The sequence below is a fragment of the Cellulosilyticum sp. ST5 genome (assembly GCF_046529625.1).
Taxonomy (GTDB): Bacteria; Bacillota; Clostridia; order Lachnospirales; family Cellulosilyticaceae; genus Cellulosilyticum; species Cellulosilyticum lentocellum.
Genome location: NZ_CP132338.1, coordinates 2,171,772 through 2,192,830, shown reverse-complemented (window position 1 = coordinate 2,192,830; position 21,059 = coordinate 2,171,772). Strand labels below are relative to the sequence as shown.

General features: G+C 33.5%; 21 protein-coding genes and 1 other RNA gene. All 22 read left to right on the top strand.

Annotated features, from left to right (window positions below; translation table 11 throughout):
- Positions 1-12 precede the first annotated feature (12 nt).
- The gene (locus QTL86_RS10675) at positions 13-453 is read left to right on the top strand and encodes an ATP synthase subunit C (RefSeq protein WP_013656386.1); all 441 of its coding nucleotides are present in this window, start codon (positions 13-15) and stop codon (positions 451-453) included.
- An 84-nt stretch (positions 454-537) separates the two neighbouring features.
- Entirely contained in the window at positions 538-846 is a 309-nt protein-coding gene (locus tag QTL86_RS10670; RefSeq protein ID WP_013656387.1) for a V-type ATP synthase subunit F, read from the top strand.
- A gap of 11 nt (positions 847-857) precedes the next feature.
- The gene (locus tag QTL86_RS10665; RefSeq protein WP_013656388.1) at positions 858-1,499 is read left to right on the top strand and encodes a V-type ATP synthase subunit E; all 642 of its coding nucleotides are present in this window, start codon (positions 858-860) and stop codon (positions 1,497-1,499) included.
- Positions 1,492-3,261 (top strand): V-type ATP synthase subunit A, encoded by a 1,770-nt coding sequence (locus tag QTL86_RS10660; protein WP_013656389.1) that lies wholly within the window; start codon positions 1,492-1,494, stop codon positions 3,259-3,261. Before QTL86_RS10665 ends, QTL86_RS10660 begins: the two co-directional genes overlap by 8 nt.
- Positions 3,262-3,277: 16 nt before the next feature.
- Positions 3,278-4,663 carry a V-type ATP synthase subunit B gene (locus tag QTL86_RS10655; protein WP_410497167.1) on the top strand — a complete coding sequence of 462 codons (1,386 nt, stop codon included), beginning with the start codon at positions 3,278-3,280 and terminating at the stop codon, positions 4,661-4,663.
- Positions 4,664-4,666: 3 nt separating this feature from the next.
- Entirely contained in the window at positions 4,667-5,284 is a 618-nt protein-coding gene (locus QTL86_RS10650) for a V-type ATP synthase subunit D (RefSeq protein ID WP_410497166.1), read from the top strand.
- Between the two features lie 150 nt (positions 5,285-5,434).
- A non-coding RNA gene (gene ssrS / locus QTL86_RS10645) (6S RNA) lies at positions 5,435-5,626 on the top strand.
- Positions 5,627-5,731: 105 nt separating this feature from the next.
- Complete coding sequence (locus tag QTL86_RS10640) at positions 5,732-6,220, top strand: HD domain-containing protein (RefSeq protein ID WP_127066070.1); 489 nt, start codon at positions 5,732-5,734, stop codon at positions 6,218-6,220.
- A gap of 82 nt (positions 6,221-6,302) precedes the next feature.
- Complete coding sequence (locus QTL86_RS10635; protein ID WP_410497165.1) at positions 6,303-7,172, top strand: putative manganese transporter; 870 nt, start codon at positions 6,303-6,305, stop codon at positions 7,170-7,172.
- A gap of 25 nt (positions 7,173-7,197) precedes the next feature.
- Positions 7,198-7,620, top strand: a complete 423-nt coding sequence (locus QTL86_RS10630) for a Fur family transcriptional regulator (protein ID WP_013656394.1) — start codon at positions 7,198-7,200, stop codon at positions 7,618-7,620.
- Positions 7,621-7,712: 92 nt separating this feature from the next.
- Positions 7,713-10,133, top strand: coding sequence for a SpoIID/LytB domain-containing protein (locus QTL86_RS10625; RefSeq protein ID WP_410497164.1), 2,421 nt, complete (start codon positions 7,713-7,715; stop codon positions 10,131-10,133).
- A 266-nt stretch (positions 10,134-10,399) separates the two neighbouring features.
- Complete coding sequence (locus QTL86_RS10620; protein WP_410497163.1) at positions 10,400-11,449, top strand: TnsD family Tn7-like transposition protein; 1,050 nt, start codon at positions 10,400-10,402, stop codon at positions 11,447-11,449.
- A gap of 35 nt (positions 11,450-11,484) precedes the next feature.
- Positions 11,485-12,141, top strand: coding sequence for a PHP domain-containing protein (locus tag QTL86_RS10615; protein WP_410497162.1), 657 nt, complete (start codon positions 11,485-11,487; stop codon positions 12,139-12,141).
- A 126-nt stretch (positions 12,142-12,267) separates the two neighbouring features.
- Positions 12,268-12,633: a hypothetical protein gene (locus tag QTL86_RS10610; RefSeq protein ID WP_410497161.1), complete on the top strand. Its 366-nt coding sequence runs from the start codon at positions 12,268-12,270 to the stop codon at positions 12,631-12,633.
- A gap of 2 nt (positions 12,634-12,635) precedes the next feature.
- Complete coding sequence (locus QTL86_RS10605; protein WP_410497160.1) at positions 12,636-12,917, top strand: hypothetical protein; 282 nt, start codon at positions 12,636-12,638, stop codon at positions 12,915-12,917.
- A gap of 20 nt (positions 12,918-12,937) precedes the next feature.
- On the top strand, positions 12,938-13,078 hold the full coding sequence (locus QTL86_RS10600) for a hypothetical protein (protein ID WP_410497159.1): 141 nt from the start codon (positions 12,938-12,940) through the stop codon (positions 13,076-13,078).
- A gap of 203 nt (positions 13,079-13,281) precedes the next feature.
- Positions 13,282-14,397 carry a dsDNA nuclease domain-containing protein gene (locus QTL86_RS10595; RefSeq protein WP_410497307.1) on the top strand — a complete coding sequence of 372 codons (1,116 nt, stop codon included), beginning with the start codon at positions 13,282-13,284 and terminating at the stop codon, positions 14,395-14,397.
- Between the two features lie 68 nt (positions 14,398-14,465).
- Entirely contained in the window at positions 14,466-16,175 is a 1,710-nt protein-coding gene (locus QTL86_RS10590) for a hypothetical protein (RefSeq protein WP_410497158.1), read from the top strand.
- 61 nt (positions 16,176-16,236) lie between these two features.
- Complete coding sequence (locus QTL86_RS10585) at positions 16,237-18,846, top strand: DEAD/DEAH box helicase family protein (RefSeq protein WP_410497157.1); 2,610 nt, start codon at positions 16,237-16,239, stop codon at positions 18,844-18,846.
- 333 nt (positions 18,847-19,179) lie between these two features.
- Positions 19,180-19,404 carry a hypothetical protein gene (locus tag QTL86_RS10580; protein WP_410497156.1) on the top strand — a complete coding sequence of 75 codons (225 nt, stop codon included), beginning with the start codon at positions 19,180-19,182 and terminating at the stop codon, positions 19,402-19,404.
- Positions 19,405-19,417: 13 nt separating this feature from the next.
- Complete coding sequence (locus tag QTL86_RS10575; protein WP_410497155.1) at positions 19,418-20,749, top strand: M48 family metallopeptidase; 1,332 nt, start codon at positions 19,418-19,420, stop codon at positions 20,747-20,749.
- Between the two features lie 80 nt (positions 20,750-20,829).
- The gene (locus QTL86_RS10570; RefSeq protein ID WP_190283550.1) at positions 20,830-21,000 is read left to right on the top strand and encodes a hypothetical protein; all 171 of its coding nucleotides are present in this window, start codon (positions 20,830-20,832) and stop codon (positions 20,998-21,000) included.
- Positions 21,001-21,059 lie beyond the last annotated feature (59 nt).

The window sequence follows — 21,059 nt, the reverse complement described above, 5'->3', positions numbered from 1 at the left end:
GGATGAATAATAATGATGCAATTAGTAATCGTTTTAGGGACAATGATAGCAGTAGGAACAATTCTTTATGGCGTAAAGGCAATGAAGAGTAATAAAACAGGAAATTTAAGAACACAATTACTAACATCTATAGGTTTATTTTCAGCTATGGTAGTAGCTTTTGTAGTAGTAGGTGCTGATCAAGTTGTATTAGCAGCTACAGCAGAAACAGCTAATACTGCTGCAGCTACTGGACTTAGTTTAGGTGATGGTTTTAAATATTTAGCAGCTGCTCTTAGTACAGGTCTTGCAACTATTGGTACAGGTGTTGCCGTTGGTTCAGTTGGTTCATCAGCAATTGGTGCGGTATCAGAAGATCCTACTATTTTAGGTAAAACTTTAATCTTCGTAGGTATGGCAGAAGGTATTGCTATCTACGGTATGATTATTTCTATCTTAATCTTATTTATCTAAGAGATACCAATTTGAGTGTAAGTGACTAGCTTTATAGCTAGCCACTCCGCCAACTGGCGATATCAAATAAGGAGGCGGAAGTAAATGAAATCCTTTTTAATTAGTGATAATCATGATACCTTAGTTGGAATGAGACTCGCTGGTATTGACGGCATCGTGCTTCATCAAAGAGAAGAAGTGCTAGAAAGCTTAAAAGCAGCAATGAGTAATCCTGACATAGGTATCATTATTCTTACAGAAAAAATAGTTGATTTAGCCCATGATGAAATTATGACTTATAAAATTAAGTATAAAAAACCATTAATTATAGAAATTCCAGATAGACATGGAACGACTAGAGGCTCTGACGTTATAACAAATTACGTAAGAGAGTCTGTAGGCATTCGCATATAGAGGTGAGAAGAATGGTTACGATTGAACAAAAACTAACACTGTTTTCAAAGTTGTTACATCAAGACATCAAAGAAGAAACTGATAGAAAATTTTATGAATTAGAAAAAGAATATGAGAAGATTAGTGCGGAAAGCAGACTGTGTACAGATAAGGAAGCTAACGAACTTATAGAACAAGCTAAGAGAAAAGCTGAGAGCAAGAAAATCGAGCTGATTAGTAAAGGTAAATTATGTAGTAAAAAAGAAACGATGTTAACGAAAGAAAAGGTTGTAGAACGTTTTATAGCAGCTTTAGAAGAGCGAATTAAAACATTCATTTTAACACCTGACTATAAATCTTATTTAACCAAAGTTATTTCAGGATTAGGTTCTTTAAAAGGTTATGCTAATCCATTGGTTATTTATGTAACAGAACATGACCTTGAAACAAATCAAGAATTTATTAAAGAAGCTTTAATGAAAATTGGTATTTCTTCTAACAAGCTATCTTTTAAACAAGTGGGAGAAGAAATATTAGGAGGACTTATTATCGAAGACCCAGCACTTAATATGCGTATCGATGAAAGTATACTTGCCATGCTTGAAGAGAATAAAGATAGCATTGTAGAGAAGATTACATTAGCAATTGGAGAGGTAGGTGGCAAAGATGAGTAGTGGTTTTGGTATTGTAGAACTCATTAACGGCCCAGTTGTTAAAGGTACAGGCATGGCTGACTTTAAAGTCAATGAAATGGTAACAGTAGGTGAAAGACAACTCATAGGTGAAGTTGTTTCATTACAAGAAGATATTGCAACTGTTCAAGTTTATGAAGAAACAGAAGGACTTAGTGCAGGGGAGCATATTACCTCTACAGGGGCACCACTTTCATTAAGCTTAGGACCTGGGATGCTTAGTAATATGTTTGATGGTATACAAAGACCATTAAAAAAAATACAAGAAATTTCTGCTGACTTTATACCAGAAGGTATTGGTTTACTTTCTTTAGATGAAGAAAAACTTTGGGAAGTTAAAGTAACAGCAGAAGTAGGTATGACTTTAAGTGCTGGTATGGTCTATGCAACTGTACAAGAGACTGAGAGTATATTACACAAAATTATGGTGCCACCTTCTATAAAGGGAACTGTTGTAACCGTTAATCCTAGTGGTGAATATAAGCTAAATGATACTATTATCGTTTTAGAACTAGCTAATGGTGAAACAATGAACTTAACATTAGTACAAAAGTGGCCAGTAAGAAGACCAAGGCCGATTAGTAAGAGAGTACCTATTTATAAACCACTAGTAACAGGGCAGCGTGTTATTGACACCTTTTTTCCTATTGCTAAAGGTGGAACTGTAGGTCTTCCTGGTGGATTTGGTACAGGAAAAACTGTAACGCAGCATCAATTAGCAAAATGGAGCGATGCAGATATTATCGTTTATATTGGTTGTGGAGAACGTGGTAATGAGATGACTAACGTTCTAGAAGAATTCCCAGCTCTTATTGACCCACGTACTAATCGTCCCTTAATGGAAAGAACCATATTAATTGCTAATACTTCTAACATGCCAGTTGCTGCACGTGAAGCAAGTATTTATACAGGAATTACCATGGCAGAATATTTTAGAGATATGGGATATGATGTAGCGATTATGGCCGACTCTACTTCTAGATGGGCAGAAGCGCTTCGTGAAATATCAGGGCGTTTGGAAGAAATGCCAGCAGAAGAAGGTTATCCTGCTTATCTTCCTTCAAGACTTGCTCAGTTCTATGAAAGAGCAGGTTGTGTAGAGACTTTAGGTGGAGATGAAGCTTCAGTTACTATTATCGGTGCTGTTTCACCAGCGGGTGGAGATTTCTCAGAACCGGTAACAGAAAATACAAAACGTTTCGTAAGTGCCTTTCTTGCACTAGATAAAAAATTAGCTTATGCAAGACACTATCCTTCTATTAACTATTTAACAAGTTATAGTAGTTATGTTTCTATATTAGAGAATTGGTATAGTGAAAATGTAGCACCAGATATGCTGAGCTTGCGTGCTAAAATGGTACGTTTATTACAAGAAGAAGAAAAATTGAATGAAATTGTACAATTAGTGGGTGAAGACGTACTTCCTAATGATCAATGTCTTGTACTTGAAATTGCAAGAACGATTAAGAAAGGCTTCTTACAGCAAAATGCCCTACATAAGGATGATACTTACGTAAGTTTAGAAAAACAGTATAAGATGCTACATGTTATCGATGACTTATATGAGAATGCGCTTAAATGCGTTAAAATGGGTATTCCTTTATCTACTATACGTAAGGAACAAGTTTTTGAAGATGTTGTTAAGATGAAATATGATATTCCAAATGATCATATTGAGTTATTAGATGAACTTCGAGGCCGTATTGTTAGTGACTATGATGCATTAATGAAGAAGTACCAATAAAGGAAAGGGGAAAAATATGAGAAAAGAATACTTAAAATTAAACAAAGTAGAAGGGCCCCTCATTGTCCTTTCCAATATAGACGATGTTGCTTATGATGAAATGGTTCATATTAAATTAGACAATGGGGAAATGAGAAAAGGTAAAGTTATTAAAGTAGAAGGTAAAACCGTTGTTGTTCAAGTTTTTGAGGGTACAGCAGGTATTTCTACAGGTAATGCTTCTGTTAAGTTTACAGGAGAGCCTTTAAAGCTTCCTTTATCAAAAGAAATATTAGGACGTTCTTTTAATGGGATAGGTGAGCCTATAGATGGTGCTTATCAAATTATCTCTAAGGACAAATATAATGTTAACGGACGTCCTATTAATCCAGTAGCACGTCGTTATCCAAGAAACTTTATTCAAACAGGTGTTTCTGCTATTGATGCATTAATGACACTTATTCGTGGTCAAAAGTTACCTATTTTCTCTGGTAATGGTATTGCTCATAATGAATTAGCTGTTCAAATTGTTCAGCAAGCTAAGATTGAAGGAGCTAATGCAGATAACTTTGCTGTTGTCTTTGGTGCAATGGGTGTACGTCATGATGATGCATCTTATTTTACACGTAGTTTTGAAGCAGCTGGGGTACTTGATCACGTTGTTATGTATCTTAATCTTGCAGATGATCCTATTACAGAAAGAATTTCTACACCACGTTGCGCATTAACTGCAGCAGAATACCTTGCATTTGAACAAGACATGCATGTATTAGTCGTATTAACAGATATGACTAGCTATAGTGAAGCACTTCGTGAAATGTCTTCAACTCGTGGTGAGGTACCATCTCGTAAAGGTTACCCAGGTTATCTTTATAGTGACTTATCTACGATCTATGAAAGAGCAGGAATGCTAGAAGGAAAAAAAGGGTCTATTACACTGATTCCTATTTTAACAATGCCAAATGATGATATTACTCATCCTATTCCGGACTTAACAGGCTTTATTACTGAAGGTCAAATTGTATTAAACCGTGTACTTAATCAAAAAGGGATTTATCCACCGATTGATATTTTACCATCACTTTCTCGTTTAATGAAGGATGGTATCGGAGAAGATTATACAAGAGAAGATCATGCTGCTTTATCTAACCAAATTTTCTCATCTTATTCCAAAGTGCAAGATGTACGTTCTTTAGCACAAATTATAGGAGAAGATGATCTGGGTGATATAGATAAGCTTTATCTTACATTTGGTAGAGTTTTTGAAGAAAAATTTGTTGCCCAAGGTGCTCATGAAAATCGTACGATTATGGAAACTTTAGATTTAGGTTGGGAGATTTTATCTATATTACCAAAATCCGAGCTTGACCGTATTGAACCAGAACTTTTAGAGAAGTACTATAAAGGTGAAAAGGAGAGGTAAGCTATGGCTGTTCTCGTTGCACCTACTAAATCCAACCTTATTAAAGCTAAAGCGGCACTTGATTTATCTAATAAAGGCTTTGAGTTATTAGATAAAAAGAGAAATGTCTTAATCAAAGAAATGATGAGCCTAGTAGATCGGGCAAAAGCTATTCAAGGAAATATTTATGTTACCTTGCAAGAAGCCTATGATCAACTTCAAAATGTCAATATTACAACAGGTATTAAGAATGTAGAAAATATTACGCGTAGTATTCCTAAGGATGAAGAATTTGATATCCTTTTAAAGAGTGTTATGGGTGTCGATATTCCGACTATTAAGTATTCAAAGGTGCCTGTAAAACCTAGTTATGGTTTTCATAACACGAATCCAGCACTAGATGCAGCAGCAGAACGTTTTAGAACTGTACGTTATATGATGTATGAATTAGCAGAAATTGATAACTCAGTTTTTAAGTTAGCTAAAGAGATACAAAAGACTCAAAAAAGAACCAATGCACTGCAGCATATTCAAATTCCACGTTATAAAGAACAAGTAAAATATATACAAGAAGCACTAGAAGAAAAAGAAAGAGAAGATTTCTTTAGACTTAAACGCGTAAAGAAACGTTCAGCACAATAAATAAGAAGACATAAAAATCTAATTTGGTTTTTATGTCTTTTTTGATTGCCATTTTAATTGAATAAGGTAAGGAAGTTATTGGAATCTATTAGGAGAAAAATAAACTTGCAAAAAAGGTAGAAAATGATATAATGAAGGTAACAAAAGACAAATTACCTGGGGTGTACGACAACCTGTTATTTTGAACCTACAAATTATGCACGGGAACTTGATTTACTTACTAGCTATGTCAGGCCACAAGATAATTCCCTTTGGGCAGTGGAAGGCAGAATAAGTAAGAAAGGTACCCACCTAGAGTAGTCTAGGGCGTCAAAATCGCAGGACCGGCATTTTGGGCATTGTATGAGCATCAACCTATAAGAGGTTGATGCTTTTTTGCTAATAAAAATAATGACTGAGTACATAAAAATAAGAAAAACATAATACACTGAAAGAAAGGAGCAAGATATGGTTTATCGGATTAAGCAGTTTGTTTGGGCTATGGTGGCTAAGATGAGTATAGAGGAAAAAGAATTTGTAAATCATTACTTATCTGAGAAAGAAAAAGAACTCTTTTACAAGCTTAGGGTTTATGAACAAAAACATAGTTTACGTGTCGCCAATGCGTTAAAAAAAAGAGCAGGAAAAGACCAAGAAGTAGAATATATACGTTTAGGACTACTACATGATATTGGGAAAAGTGAATATCCACTCAATCCCATAGAGAAAAGTATCATAGTCGTATTAGATCACTTAACAAAGGGAAAAATACAAAAAATGAGCCATTTGAAAATGGTGAAATGTTATTATTATCATGGGAATATAAGTTATAATCTTTTAAGTGAAGCAGGTGACTATAATCTTTTGTTCTTAGAAGCAATTAAAGATCATCATAGCGCTAAAGAGACATCTAATTCATTACTTAAAGCTTTAAAAGAATGTGATGATTTAAGTTAATTCTTGTGAAACTATTGCAAATGATTCGCAACAAAGCTATAATGAAAATGTAAATGCAAGTTATTTGCATATAGGAGGTCTTATGGAATTAATAATAGATGCTTTATTAGATAGTATAAAGCTATTACCGTTTTTATTTTTAGTTTATTTACTTATAGGTTATTTAGATAGCAGTACAGATAATCGTTTATATAGGAGGTTAGTAGGAGCTAAATGGTTAGGCCCTATTATCGGAAGTACGTTAGGATGCTTACCACAATGTGGATTTTCTGTGGTAGGAGCTAATTTATATAGTAGAGGTATGATTAGCATAGGTACCCTATTAGCTATTTTTATTTCTACTTCAGATGAAGCCATTCCCATTTTATTTGCTCATCCTGGCATGCTTAAAAGCGTGGGAATTGTACTTGGTTTAAAATTTATTATTGCAATCTTTATGGGGTTAGTGATTGAAGCCATAATGAGAATGCTAGGAAGGCCTACTTTAACACCCAAACAAATGGTATCTGAAAACATGGAAGTACAAGGTGGATGTAAATGTCAAGACGGATGTCATAGCCATAATGATGGGATTTGGAGAAGTGCACTTTTACATACTGTAAAAGTATTTATGTATATTTTAGTGATAAATCTTATACTTAATGCTATAATTGAAGGGATTGGTGAAGATTCATTAAGTCAAATCTTACTATCCAATAGTATGTGGCAACCAGTGCTTGCAGCATTAGTAGGGCTTATTCCTAATTGTGCAGCTTCTATCGTTTTAACAGAGATGTATATTGCAGGTACATTAAGTTTAGGCTCGCTTATTGCAGGATTAATACCAGGTGCAGGTATGGGGCTCGTTATTCTTTTTAAGGCCAATAAGTCTTTTATAGAGAATATAAAAATTTTAGGAATACTATATGTGACGGGTGTTATATTTGGTATGCTACTACAAATGATTTCATAAAGTACTTTGCAAGTGAGGGATAAATATGAAGCAAGAGCTATTAGCAAGTTTAGGAATAAAAGTAACTAAGCAAAGAAAAGTGATAGTAGCTATTCTTGAAAAAAGTAAAGAGCCTATTACAGCAGAAGAAATTTATAGCTGTATTGATGTACAAGAAGGCATTAATTTTTCGACTGTATATAGGACCCTCAATACCTTGGCTGAAAAAGGTGCGGTTACTAAGACAGGTGAACCAGGAGGAAAAATTTATTTTCAGCTCAAAGAGCATCATCATGCACATGAGTTAGAATGTTTAGCTTGTCATAAGCATATCATGATAGATGAGTGTCCAGTGGAAAGTTTCAGCCGGACTTTAAATAAGGAAACGGGTTTTGTCGTAACAGAACATCATTTACAATTAAAAGGTTTGTGTGCTGAGTGTGCAAGCCATTCCGATAAAAGTGTCTAAGCTTATAAGCTTAGGCACTTTTATTATTTTGTTCTTACATAAGACAAGCTAGCATAGACTGTAGTATAAGGAGTTACTAAGGAGGCAAACAAATGAGCAGAAATATGCATCGGGTTAAGCGCTATAAGAGGCGAGTAAAACGAAGAGGGAAAAGAAATGATGCAACCTTATGGGCGGTTCTCTTTATAGTCGCGCTATGGTACTGTTTGATAGGACGAGAGCTTTTACCAGGATTTTTTTTAGGGAGGGAAGCAGTAGCTGTAAGTGAAGAAAGCAGTTTGTATGAAGTACCTTGTACACAAGCTAATATAGCAAAACTTTTGGCATGTACATTAGATGAGAAAGAAACAACAGGTAAGCAGGAAGACAAATCTGAGACGACTTGGTATAGTTCATATTATGCAAGTTTGCAGCAACAAGGTTTTAAGGCGTTAAATGAGAAGGAGGCTCTCCAATTAATGGATGAACAAACTCTAAGTAAAGTTTTATCAGAAGTAGTTGGAGAAGGCTATGAGGTTACGGCAACTAAGAGTGAAGCTAATAAAGATAAACATTTAAGTATCCATGAGGTCATTAATACCTATTATTCAGCAATGAATCAAGTAAAGAAGGATTCTCATATGAAGTACATAACCTTAGTCATCTTAGCAACGCCTTCAGATGAACAGCTGGGAGCATGGCAAGTCGTTACTGACCAAGGTACCTACGGATTTAAAGGATTGATTTTAGAGCCACTTAAAAATCAGACGATACAGGTAGCAGTAAAGGGGCAAGAAATATTAGGCGTCATGAAAGTGATAAGCAAAGAAAGTACTATAGAGAATTGCGAAATTAAATTAGTAACTGACCAGATAGTTACAGCAGTAGTCAAAGGGAAGAGTATAAGCTTTCAAAATAAAGGAGTAGATCTCCAGCAAGAGGGGAGTATTGGCAAGCTCACTATAAGTAGCGAAGGAGCAATTGCATATGAACCAGAAATATATGGAGAAAAAGATATCGTAACAAAAGTAACTAGCAATACTATAACTTTAGAAAAAGCAGGCGTATTAAATTATAAAGACGTAACAATTTCTGACAAAACGGATTTAGGAAATTATACGTCTATTAACCAGTTACCCTATGGCGTACAAATTGCTTATCGAAAAGAAGGTGATGAGCTTGTTGCACTTCAGGTAATAGGTAGAAGTAATAGAGAAGGCTTGAGAGTGGTACTTGCTAATAAAGAAGGAAGCTATGTTCATAAACAAGTAAAATTAGTAAGTACAGCAGAATATGATCTTATATATAATGGAGAAACATCTAAACTAGCACCAGAAGAAGTATGGGATAGCCAGACATTTAATTGGAATAAGGAGGCTGCAGTGGTACGTTTGGTGCCAAAAGGAGACACTGCTATGAAGCTTTTGACTGTAAATAAAAGTCAAGGTTTTCCTAAATATAAAGGATGTATGGAAATAACAAAAGTACAAGATGGCTATCATATTGTAAATGAAGTGGATATGGAAAACTATGTGGCGGGTGTTATTCCTAGTGAAATGCCAACAAGTTATGGGATTGAAGCATTAAAAGTGCAAGCCATTGCAGCTAGAACCTATGGGGTAGCTAGTAAGGAAAGCAGTAAGTTTGTTCAGTACGGTGCACAGATCGATGATACAACAGCTTCTCAAGTTTATAACAACTTAGCACCTAATCCATTAGCTTATGAAGCAACAGCCGCTACTGAAGGAAAAGTATTAACTTACAAGGGAAAACTATTAAGTAGTAAGTTCTTTGCTACTTCTTGTGGTTACACGGCTAATTATGGAGAGGTATGGGCAACAGGAGAAACCTTTCCTAGTGATACACCACCCTATATGATGGCTGAAAAGCAGTATACAGGTGACAAGATGGTAGAGAATATGAAAGAGGAAAAGATGGCTGATCAGTTTTTTAAGCTAACAGCAGCGGATATAGATGCTTTTGATGAAAATTCACCTTGGTTTAGATGGCAGGTACAGTTATCACAGGAGGAAGTGAGTACTTTAGTTAATAATGCCATAAGTAAGCTTGCTAATGATTATCCAGCATTAATCAAAGTGAAAGTAGGTAATGAGTGGAAGAGTCAAGGGGTAGAAGGTATTGGGAAAATCCAAAATCTGCAAGTCGCAGAAAGAGGAGAAGGTGGTAATGTAATGACTCTTATTTTAAAAGGGTCTAAAGCAACTATTAAAGTATCAACAGAGTATGTGATTAGGCGATTACTTGGTGGTGCAGGTAATCCAGGAGTTGTAGTAACGAGAAGTGATGGTAGTATCACGAATCCTATGTCACTTTTACCAAGTGCTTTTTTTGTACCTGATATTACCTATAATAATCAAGAGCAATTAAAACAGATTGTTTTGTATGGTGGTGGTTTTGGTCATGGCGTAGGTATGAGCCAAGATGGTGTAAGAGGAATGGCTGAAATGGGGTATACTTATGATGTGATATTAAAACATTTTTATAAGAATGTAGAAATAGTAACTTATCAATAGGTGGATTGTGGACTGGATATAAGTTGTGGGAATGAACACAATTGGAAATAAGTTATGGGCGTGAAAATGTATAGTTTATATGTTTCTGGAAATAAGTCGTGGGAATATAGTATGTGGGAATAAATGGAGCTGGAAATAAGCCGTGGGCATAGAAAAAGGTAAAGTATAGAAAAAATACTTTACCTTTTTTTCCATGCTCATAGAGTGTATAAAAAATTATTCAAAAATTATCCTAAGTACAACAGTATAATAGGAGATGAATAGCAATGAGCGTATTAAGGCCATATACAGGTGAGATTTTTTATTCATGGGTAACAAGAATGTATAGTCTACATACAAAAACGAAAACACCTTATCTAATTGAAATGTTTGGAATGACTTCCATAGGGATATATAAGGTAAAATCATTTCAGGATGATACGCTGCAACAATTGCTACCACTAGAAGAAATTATACAGTATCAATCTATTGTGCCACTACTCCAATTGTGTATGAAGCGAGAAGAATATAAAGATATGATTAAAAATATTAATAGTGAGATGTTTGCCCACTATAAGTGGCCACAATATGCAAAGGTGTGCCCGCAGTGTTATCAAGAAGAAATTCATCAATATGGAGAACCTTACTTGCATGTAGAGCATCAGTTACCAGAAAACCTAGTGTGTAATAAGCATGGGTTGGATTTAGTAATACTTGAAGAAGGTGCTGTAGCAGGATCACATGTAAGTTTAGTTATTCTACTTATCAAAAAAATAAAAGAAACGCATATTTATAATCACTCTTTTTATCATGAAGTCAGCAAGATGATTAGTAAAATCTTCAATGAAGGTGTCTTGGAAGGGATTTATTTGGAGGAAGCTCAAGCAAAATATGAAAGTAAGCTGCGTTATAAAGGATATTATATGCATACCCTGCTAGATAGACAGTTACTGGCTAAAGACATAATTGAATATTTTAGCCATGAGGTTTTAGATACAGTGGGTGCAAGTCTAAAACAAGGTATAGGGTGGATTAAGAGTATCACACAAAAGCAACAAAAGAAATTAAAGTTAATCTGTCATTTAATAATTATTCAATTTTTATTTGGCTCAATTGAGGAATTTGTAAAATATGACCCCCTAGATTATAAGCCTTTTGGAGAGGGACCGTGGCCATGTTTAAATCCTTTTTGTAGACAATATATGCAGGGTTCAATTGAAAAGGTATATATTAAAAACGGGAGGACTGGAGGGCGTGTAATAGGAACATGGGAGTGTAAAGAGTGTGGATTTAGGTATAGTAGGCAAGGACCAGATGAAAAAGAGAAAGTGGAGTAGAAGCATTTTGAGTGAATTAAAGGAGGTAGTAAGAGATGTTTTATCAAGACCTACACAATCACACACAATGGAGTGATGGAGATAGTACCATAGAGGCATTAATTAATAGGGCAAGAGAATATGGGCTTCAAGAGATAGGTATATCGGATCATTATGAATTTGTGGATGATAAGGTTGTCTATAGGGAGATGCTAGGAAGTTTGAAAAAGAAGTTCCAAGATATTAAAGTGCTTATAGGAACAGAAATAAAAATAGGGACGTTATTAAGAGTTTCTCATACTGATATTGATGAATTGAATCAGTATGACTATATACTTATTGAAAATCTAGAGTATCAATCAGATATCGCTGAGGTACTAGAAAGTCTAAAAGACCTGTCAAGTAAACTTACATGTAAAATAGGATTGGCCCATTTAGATTTAGAACAGTTAGGGAAACTTCGAGGGCAAGTTATTGAGTTCATGACTCAATATAACATATTCTTAGATTTTAACTTTGAAGGAACTTTTTATATCAACTTACTACAGGGATATGGACAAATAGAAGACGTATTGCATCAAGGAATAGAAGTTGTAGTTGGATCAGATACCCACAGTATAGACATGGATTGGTGGACAAATATGGTGGCAGCTCATGAATATTTGTTGAAGGCTCGTAAGTTGTATAATAAAGAAGGACTGAGAGAAACTTAGAACGCTAAAAAATAATGCTAGAGGAGAGCTGATATGAGCTATTACACTACGATTAGATGTAAGTAGATTGTAAAAGAAGATATATCTTATTATTACGGTAATATTAAAAACAGGTAGGAATAAACAATGAAGAGATTATATTGGAAGATAAGATATGCTTATGAAAAGAGGTATTTTCATAGAAAGTATGGTCGCAAGAAAAACAAGGTCTATTATGATAAAAGATATCGGTGTTATGTATGTCCAGCACTAATAGAAGAAAGAGGGCCTATTGAATATGTAATAGTTGAATTAACAAGTACAGGACTTATCTATGAGTGCAAGATAGATGGTCAATGGTCACATGATCATCTATTCGCCGGTGTATTGCTTAATGCGTATAATAAGTCAGAACGTTTTGAAGTGCCAGCAGAAGTAGAATGTCAGTATAGTCAACAGGAGCTAGATATGATTAAACAAGCCATTGGAAAAGGAAGAATAGGAGAAAAGTAACCATGGATAAAGAAAAGCAAACATTACAAGAGTTGAGAGAGAAGGGGCTCGACATCCAGCTACTATTCTTAAAATATTTACTGGATAGAGAAGTAACATTTGAGGCAATGGGTGACTTTGCTCTTCAATACACAACGTTAGAAGAAGATCAGAAATGGGAAGTGGCTCAAGAACTGAATCAAGACTGTATTAGAGGGCTAGATACATGGTTTAGATTTTTAGATGGTATAGAGTTTATCTTTGATGAGTATTATGCAAAAAGAAGTAAGGGAGCTATGCAATGAGAATAAATGTTACATCTTTGATGCACGCAATAGAGGGGATTTTAGCAGATAAACAAATAGAGAAAGATGTTAGAGAAGCGGAATTTCTAATCAAAGATTATATTGACCAGATCATAGAATCTAAGTTGAATCGAATAAGTCATTCAAATAAATGGCATTAAGTTATAAAGGTAGACAGGTGATTAAAGGCACAGATAATGTAAAATTATCTGTGCCTTAATAAGTAAAAAGATGAAAAAAACTTAAAAATATTATATAATAAAGAAAAATAAAAATATTTAATAATAAAGAAAAATAAAAATATTTAATAATAAAGAGAAATAAAAAAATTGAATAATAAAGAAAAAGATGGAGGGGATAGGTGATGCAATTAGAGGAGTTTTTTGTTAAAAATCTGCCAAGGGAAGTAGCAGGAACTATTTCTTCACGTGCATTTAGTTATCAGCAAGAATGGGCATTAGATAAGATAATAACATTGTTTGAAGAAAAGAAAGAATTTGCATTAGTAATGGATTTCCATGAGGATGTGGTGATTTTTAATAGTAGCAAAAATCCAACGCATATCGAGATGTTCCAAATCAAGACCAATGTTAAAAAAAGTGAATTTACTATAACTCCTGCAGTGTTGAAAAAACAAGAAAAAGATAATAAGAGTAAGCCACCCAAAATCAAAGATTCTTTTTTGCAGAAGCTACTCTATAACTATAACCTCTTTCAGAACTATAATAAAACGATATATTTTGTTTCAACAAAACCTTTTAATTTTTCAAAGAGTGAAAAAAGTTCAGATACATTAAACCCCATATTTTTAAAAGATCTTGAGGAGGAAGACTTCCAAGATTTATCAGAACAGATGTGTGATATATGTAAAAAAGATAAGTGCAAACAAAAATGTAAAACTGAAATAGCTTTTGAAAAAGCTCATCTACAGATAGAAACCTCACATGAACAGTTATTAATCAAGGTACAAGAGATAGTTGCAAAATACGGGGAATTGACCTACACGGAGAATAAAGCAATATATGCTACACTTATGGCACAAGTACGCACAATAAATGATAGTAAAGATAAATATAATTGTGAAGAATTTGAGGTACTTATAGAAAAGTATAGTATATCTAGAGCCAAGCTAGAAAGCTTTCTTAAGAAAACTACAGCAGACAAATCTTTTCCTAAAATATGGGGAGAAATTCATATCGCCTTATTGGGAGAAAAATATACGGCCCTAGAAATACGAAATATTAAGAAGTGGTGTGAACAGGTTGCATTAGAAAATTATAATGATTTTGAAGGAAAGTTGAATGAAGTAATTATAGTTATTGACGAAGTAATAGATATGCCTAAAGCGGAGTCCTTTAGAGAGATAATAGAGGAATCTTTGAATGAAATATATAACAAGTTAAGTGGAAATGAAATCTTTGCATTATTCGAAAAAGAATTCTTTCGAGCTATGACAATAATGAGGTGGTTTAATGGATAATAGAATTAAATATATAGAAAAAAAACATAGTTTCAGGAAATTAATAAGAAATCTGAGGTTAAAAGAAGATGAAAAATTTATTTCTAAAAAAGCTTACAATAGTATCAAGGAGTCAGAAACGAGCCAAAGTAATTGAGTTTGGTGAAAGATTCACCATTTTCACCAGTTATACTGAAGATGGAATTTCACTCAACAGAACAGGTAAATCATTAGTTTGCAAATGTATATATTATGCACTAGGAGCTGAAATTACCAAGTATCCAACAAACTGGGAGAAGATGAAAATTGCCACCTTAGTAGAATTCAAAATAGCAGATGAAGATTTTACACTATACAGAGAAGAAGACAATTACATTCTTAATGACGTACAGGGGGAACTAAGGTATTTGACTAGTCAAGAATTAATAACTTTCTATAGCGAGAAATGTAATTATAATATCTGTTTACCTATACATGGAACAGATAAAAGTTATCCTGTTCCAGTTAGTGGACTGTTTTTACCATTCTACCTAGATCAAGACACGGGTTGGAGTTCTAAATGGGAGTCCTTCAGCGGATTATCAAAATACAAGAATGCAGTAAAAGAATTGATTGATTTTCATACGGGGGTGCACTCATATGAATACTATAAGTTGTTGAATGACAAACTAGTATATGCTCAAGAGAAAGTAGATAAAAACAAAGAACTTCAAGTGGTGCAAAAAATATTCGATAAGCAATTGGAGAAGTATGGAAATCTAATAGAAATAGAAACTGATATAGATGAGTATCAAAAGGTATTAGATGTTTTTATGGACGAACTGAATAAGAAAGCAGAGAAAAAAACTAAAGTAAAAGAATATATAAAAAATATTAATAGGGAAATAGTAAATCTCAAGGTGCATATATTTAATGCTAAAAATATTCTAACAGACTTAGAGCAGGATATAAATTTTTTAGAAAAACAAACTGAGGTTGTTGTTATATGCCCTATATGTGGAACAGAGCATACTAATGATATGGAAGCCAAATATAATTTGTATAGGGATAAGGGAGAGTGTGAGGATATAATTTTAAATGGGAAATTAGAACTAGAGAAGATGGAACGACAAAAGAAAAAATATATTCAGGCAGTAAATCAGTTAAATAATGAGGTTAACAATATTAACTATATAGTTGAACAACGCAGAGGTAACATATCTTTGGACAGTATTATTGAATCACTAGGAGTTAAGAAGATTATAGAGGATCTTGGAATAGAGTTGGATGTACTAAAAAATAGATTAAATGATATAGAACAGGAACTTGTTGAGAATAAGGCGAAGAGAAGTAAAATAACGAGAGAGGGAGGAGAAATAAAACAAGATTTCTCAAAAACATTAAATACATATTTAAGTAAGCTTGAGGTGGTAGATGAAGACCATTATAGCAGGAAAAGCTTACCGTATCAGATAAGAAGTACGGGAAGCGATAACCCAAGGGGTGTTTTAGCATTATTCTATGCCTATTTTGATATTATACAAAAGAACCAATATGCTACAATCTTTCCGCTGGTTATAGATACACCGATGCAACAAGATCAAGGAAGTCAAAAAGGTGAAGTCATAATGCAAACAATAAGTGATAATAGCCCAGCTAATTCACAAATTATCGTAGCTACAACTAAACATCAAATAAATGATGCAAATGTAAAGACATATAATTTTATAAAAATTCAAGAGTTGTTAAATGAAGACGATTATATAAATTCTTTAGATAGGTTAGAGGTATACAGACAAACTTTAATTCAGCATTTTTGATTTGATTTTCATAGATAGATATTAGTAAATATTAAAATAAAATAGTACATAGGAGAGCCTGATGTCAACTTTATTTAAAGGTAGAAAAAGAGAAAATATTAATTTTAATAGCCCACAAGAAATGTATGATGACTACAAAAACAGGGAAATAGATGGGGTGCACGATTATCAATCTAAAATGATTGAGATCTATATGAAGGAAGCACAAGGGAAAAAGGATCTAGCATTAGAGTTACCTACAGGAACAGGGAAAACTTTAATAGGAATGCTGATAGGAGAGTTTAGAAGACGAAAAAATAAGGAAAGGATAGTATATGTTTGTCCTACTAACCAATTAGTGAATCAGACTGCTTATTATACCAAAAAGAAGTATGGGATTAAAGCAACACCATTTACAGGACCAATAAAGGGATATCCTGCACAAGATAAATATGAGTATGAAACAGCTCAGACAATTGCAGTAACTAATTATAGTAGTTTGTTTAATACAAATTCCTTTTTTAAAGATGTGGATATTATCATTTTTGATGATGCTCATTCAGGAGAAAACTATATTGCATCTAATTGGACAGTAACTATTGATAGAGAAAAAGAAGAAAAAATGTACTTTTCCTTATTAGAAACTATTAAAACTTGTCTAAGTGAAAATCAATATAATATTATGAACAAAGTAGACGCTATTCAGAGTGATTTAAGCTGGTGTGATATGGTTCATGCATGTAAACTAATATCAAAACATACAGATATTATAAACTTACTAGATATGCAGATGGAGGGTTCCAGACAAAAATATAGTTGGAGCAATATAAGAAATAATTTACATTCATGTAATATATATGTAAGTCGTAATGAAATAATTATCCGCCCATATATATCTCCAACGTTAACGCATAATGTGTTTGTAAATGCAAAGCAAAGAATATATATGTCAGCAACACCAGGGATGAGTGGAGAGTTAGAAAGAGCATTTGGAATAAAAAGCATATATAGATTACCTATGGTAAAAGATTGGAAGAATAAAACTATTGGTAGAAGGTTTTTTATGTTTCCGTATGCTTCTTTTGATCGGGATATGACAGGAGAAATTCTAAAAAAAATTACAACCATGGTTAATAGGGGGTTGGTAATAGTCAATGACACTAAAACACAAAATATTGTACTAGAGTTCCTAAATAAGAGTACTAAAGTTACAACATTTAATAGCAAGGATATTGAGGTGTCAAAGGAAGGATTTGTTTCTACAGAAAATGCTTTTGCGGTAATGGCAAGTAGATTTGACGGAATAGATTTTCCAGATGATGAATGTAGAATGCTTATATTGTTTGACTTACCTACAGCAACGCATATCCAAGAAAAATTCCTTATTAGCAAAATGGCAGCAAATGTTTTATTTGAAGAGAGGATTAAAACGAGAATTACCCAAGTGATAGGAAGGTGTACGAGAGGGCAAACTGATTATTCAGCTGTATGTATTCTTGGAGAAGAGTTGATGAATTCATTACTAGGGCCTAAAAGGATAGAGAAGTTTAATGCTGAATTACGAGCGGAACTTGAATTTGGACAATTGAATGCAGAAGGGTATGAAAATCTAGATGAATACCTTGAACTTTTGAATGTATTTTTAAATGATAGGGAACAATGGGGAAGTGCTGAAGAAGAAATTATTTCGATGAGAAATGATGTTATAGAAGAAAGTAAGGATGCTATTAAAAGGAGTAATACAAGTTATGCAGAATTAATGGAGTCGGCGAAATATGAGGTGCAAGCTCAATATTCTTTATGGAAAGAAGACTATAAAGAGGCGTTAAGTTATATAGATAATATATTACTGCAACTACAGTCGGCAGAGTTAAAAGGATATAGGGGCTATTGGGAGTATATAGCAGGATACTGTTGCTATAATATATACATGCAAGGTGATCAAAGCTACGAAAGTGCTTATAAGGAAAAATTTATTAAGGCATCAAAATCTACAATAGGAGTTAACTGGTTTAATAGTTTAGTAACGAATGAAGTAGATCAGAGTGATGAGATGAAAGATGTATATGAAAGAATTGAAACATTGATGATTAAACAAGGGGGAAAAGGGAGAAAGAAATTTTACGAATCTCTTGATACTATTTTAAGGAAATTACAAAGTGAAGATGGTGACGAATTTGAACAAGGGCATAAGGAATTAGGGGAATTAGCGGGATATTTTTCAACTAATCCTCAAGGGGATGCTGAACCGGATCCGATATGGGTAATTAATAATAAATTATGTGTAGTTGCTGAAGACAAAATTTATGAAAGTACTACCAAACCTATTCCAGTTAAACATATAAGACAAGGAGCCAGTCATAAGCAATGGGTACGAAGTAAATTTAGGGAATTAAATCTAGATGAAGATGCTAGGATTATATCATTATTTGTAACGAATAGTAATGTAATCACTAAAGAAGGAGTTGTTTATTGCGATGACTTATATTATGTAAATAGAGGTGCTTTAGTAAAGTGGGCTGAAAGTTTAATAAGTATATTAAAAAGCTTACATACAGTATTTAACGGGAGTGGTGATTTAATTTGGAGAGAAAAGGTTAATGAAGAATTTAGACTGTATGGATTAACCCCAAAAGCGTTCGTAGATTTTATAGAATTAAGAAGGTTAAATGAATTAGAAAACGATAAATAAGAGAATAAACTACAAAAACAGAAGATCTTTTTGAAACAGTTAATAGTTTAAATACCACGACTTGTTTCCAAAACCTAAATTTTGGAAAACCAGGAGTTATTTCTAAAAAGAGCATAATAAAAAGTAAAAGTCGGGGTCAAATGCCACGACTTTTGCTTTTAGATGAAAAATTATCTGACGTATTTTCAAGGTTTGTAAGTGGATACAATACCACGACTTATATCCAGAGTACAGTGGAAGGCTATCTTGATAAAATAAGTATATATGTAGTTTAATAAGATGGTATAATAGTCTTAATATAAAATATATTTTATCAAAAAGGTTGGGATATAAATGAACATTTTTACACAGCTAATAGAAATTGATAATAAGATAGCCTTAGCCAAGGAAAAGAAAAAGCAACAACAGCTTTTTCAAGTTGGTATCACAGAGCAAATGAATGTTAACCTTTTTAATAATGAAGAAAGTTTTCGAGTGAGCTCATTAATAGAAGCACCTATACCAGAAAAAGAAAAAGTTACTCCTCTTATTTCCGGATTTGGACCATGGGTATGGTAGAAGGGGAGAAAAGATGAATCAGTATAGCTTATTATGTATTATTTATCAAATAGTAAATGAGGAAGATAGAAAACAAGTTTTAGAACTTGTAAGTAAACAGGAGTCTTTTAAAAATTTATCTTTTGGAACAGTCACAGAGGGAAAATATCAGTTAGAATTGCTCTGTCATCAACTTTCAAAGGCTCAAAAATTGATGATATATAATTATGGATATTTATATCAGTGCTTAAAGGGCAGTATGGGTATAGTGAAGTTCGCTGAAAAATGGGGGAGGCTGTTACAACTTGAAAAAGCTGATATGAAAACCATAGAAAAAGAATGGAGCGAAGAAAGGGTAAATTACATTAAAAATAGATGTAAAGAAAAGCAATATACGTCTGTGCAATGTATTGTGGAGCCAGAAGAATACATAGAAGAGTTTATTACTAAGCTTATAGAGCAGCTATTAGTTGAAGTTTATAGTACGGATATAGATGAAAGGGAAGCAGGGAGAATTACACAAAGAATCATTTTGACAAATCTTGACGCTATGGAATATGAACATCCAGAAGATCATCGTTTATTAGAAGTATTACGTGGTAATAAGATGCTAGAGGCACCCCTTAAATTGTTTGTAGAGTATGATATAGAACGATTTATTAAGGTTCAGTATACAGGCAGTAATATTATAGTAACACCAACTAATATGCCTTATATTTATGAAGCTGTTAAAACAGCTTGTCGCATATTAAATCTTAATAAGATGCCAGATGTTTATGTGCAACAAGGGTTTCAAATCAATGGTTGTACAACTGGTATTGAAAATCCTATCATTATATTAAATGCTGGATGTTTAAGTCTACTAGATTATGATGAATTACTGTTTATCATAGGGCATGAGATAGGGCATATTAAGAGTCAGCATTTAATGTATCATATGATGGGACAAGCATTGCCATATTTAGCTGAAATAGCAGCTCAAATGACATTAGGGTTTGGCAGTATCATTGGAGCAGGAATTCAAATTTCTTTATATAATTGGTATAGAAAGTCAGAACTTACGGCAGATAGAGCAGGACTACTGGTTTGTCAAAGCCACAAAGCAGCTATTAAGGCGTTAATGAAATGTGCAGGTTACCCACCACAATTTTATGGGCATATGAATGAAATGGATTTCTTAAAGCAAATGGAGCAATTTGAGAACTTAGATTCAGAGGCTTATAATAAAGTGGTTAAGGTATTAAGCTCTTTGTATCAGACACATCCTTGGACAGTACTAAGAGCTAAAGAACTACATGAATGGTATAAGCAAGGTGAATATGATCAGATTATAAGTAGAAAGATTTGTTTAACAAAAGTAAGATAGGAATAGTTGAAATCAGAACGATTTATTTATAAAATAAAGTAAAAAGACTAATCTTGTAAAGACAGAAGGCGAGTGAGAATATGTTTTGTAAGCGTTGTAAAGAAAAAGGGAAAGTAAGAAAGCAAGTCCTTATTCGTTGTAAGCAGTGTGGGGAAGAGACATATGTACCACTTTATAACAATGATAAGTGTCAAAAATGTAATGAAGCAGCAAATACCTGTGAAGAATGTGGTAGGGAAATAGATTCATAAGTAAAAAATAGAATAATACATAAAGCTAAAAGGTAGGTTGCCCAATAGGAAACCTACCT

Coding starts and splice junctions, on each gene's coding strand:
- QTL86_RS10675 (WP_013656386.1), top strand. CDS start 13: ATGATGCAATTAGTAATCGTTTTAGGGACAATGATAGCAGTAGGAACA.
- QTL86_RS10670 (WP_013656387.1), top strand. CDS start 538: ATGAAATCCTTTTTAATTAGTGATAATCATGATACCTTAGTTGGAATG.
- QTL86_RS10665 (WP_013656388.1), top strand. CDS start 858: ATGGTTACGATTGAACAAAAACTAACACTGTTTTCAAAGTTGTTACAT.
- QTL86_RS10660 (WP_013656389.1), top strand. CDS start 1,492: ATGAGTAGTGGTTTTGGTATTGTAGAACTCATTAACGGCCCAGTTGTT.
- QTL86_RS10655 (WP_410497167.1), top strand. CDS start 3,278: ATGAGAAAAGAATACTTAAAATTAAACAAAGTAGAAGGGCCCCTCATT.
- QTL86_RS10650 (WP_410497166.1), top strand. CDS start 4,667: ATGGCTGTTCTCGTTGCACCTACTAAATCCAACCTTATTAAAGCTAAA.
- QTL86_RS10640 (WP_127066070.1), top strand. CDS start 5,732: ATGGTTTATCGGATTAAGCAGTTTGTTTGGGCTATGGTGGCTAAGATG.
- QTL86_RS10635 (WP_410497165.1), top strand. CDS start 6,303: ATGGAATTAATAATAGATGCTTTATTAGATAGTATAAAGCTATTACCG.
- QTL86_RS10630 (WP_013656394.1), top strand. CDS start 7,198: ATGAAGCAAGAGCTATTAGCAAGTTTAGGAATAAAAGTAACTAAGCAA.
- QTL86_RS10625 (WP_410497164.1), top strand. CDS start 7,713: ATGAGCAGAAATATGCATCGGGTTAAGCGCTATAAGAGGCGAGTAAAA.
- QTL86_RS10620 (WP_410497163.1), top strand. CDS start 10,400: ATGAGCGTATTAAGGCCATATACAGGTGAGATTTTTTATTCATGGGTA.
- QTL86_RS10615 (WP_410497162.1), top strand. CDS start 11,485: ATGTTTTATCAAGACCTACACAATCACACACAATGGAGTGATGGAGAT.
- QTL86_RS10610 (WP_410497161.1), top strand. CDS start 12,268: ATGAAGAGATTATATTGGAAGATAAGATATGCTTATGAAAAGAGGTAT.
- QTL86_RS10605 (WP_410497160.1), top strand. CDS start 12,636: ATGGATAAAGAAAAGCAAACATTACAAGAGTTGAGAGAGAAGGGGCTC.
- QTL86_RS10600 (WP_410497159.1), top strand. CDS start 12,938: ATGCACGCAATAGAGGGGATTTTAGCAGATAAACAAATAGAGAAAGAT.
- QTL86_RS10595 (WP_410497307.1), top strand. CDS start 13,282: ATGCAATTAGAGGAGTTTTTTGTTAAAAATCTGCCAAGGGAAGTAGCA.
- QTL86_RS10590 (WP_410497158.1), top strand. CDS start 14,466: ATGAAAAATTTATTTCTAAAAAAGCTTACAATAGTATCAAGGAGTCAG.
- QTL86_RS10585 (WP_410497157.1), top strand. CDS start 16,237: ATGTCAACTTTATTTAAAGGTAGAAAAAGAGAAAATATTAATTTTAAT.
- QTL86_RS10580 (WP_410497156.1), top strand. CDS start 19,180: ATGAACATTTTTACACAGCTAATAGAAATTGATAATAAGATAGCCTTA.
- QTL86_RS10575 (WP_410497155.1), top strand. CDS start 19,418: ATGAATCAGTATAGCTTATTATGTATTATTTATCAAATAGTAAATGAG.
- QTL86_RS10570 (WP_190283550.1), top strand. CDS start 20,830: ATGTTTTGTAAGCGTTGTAAAGAAAAAGGGAAAGTAAGAAAGCAAGTC.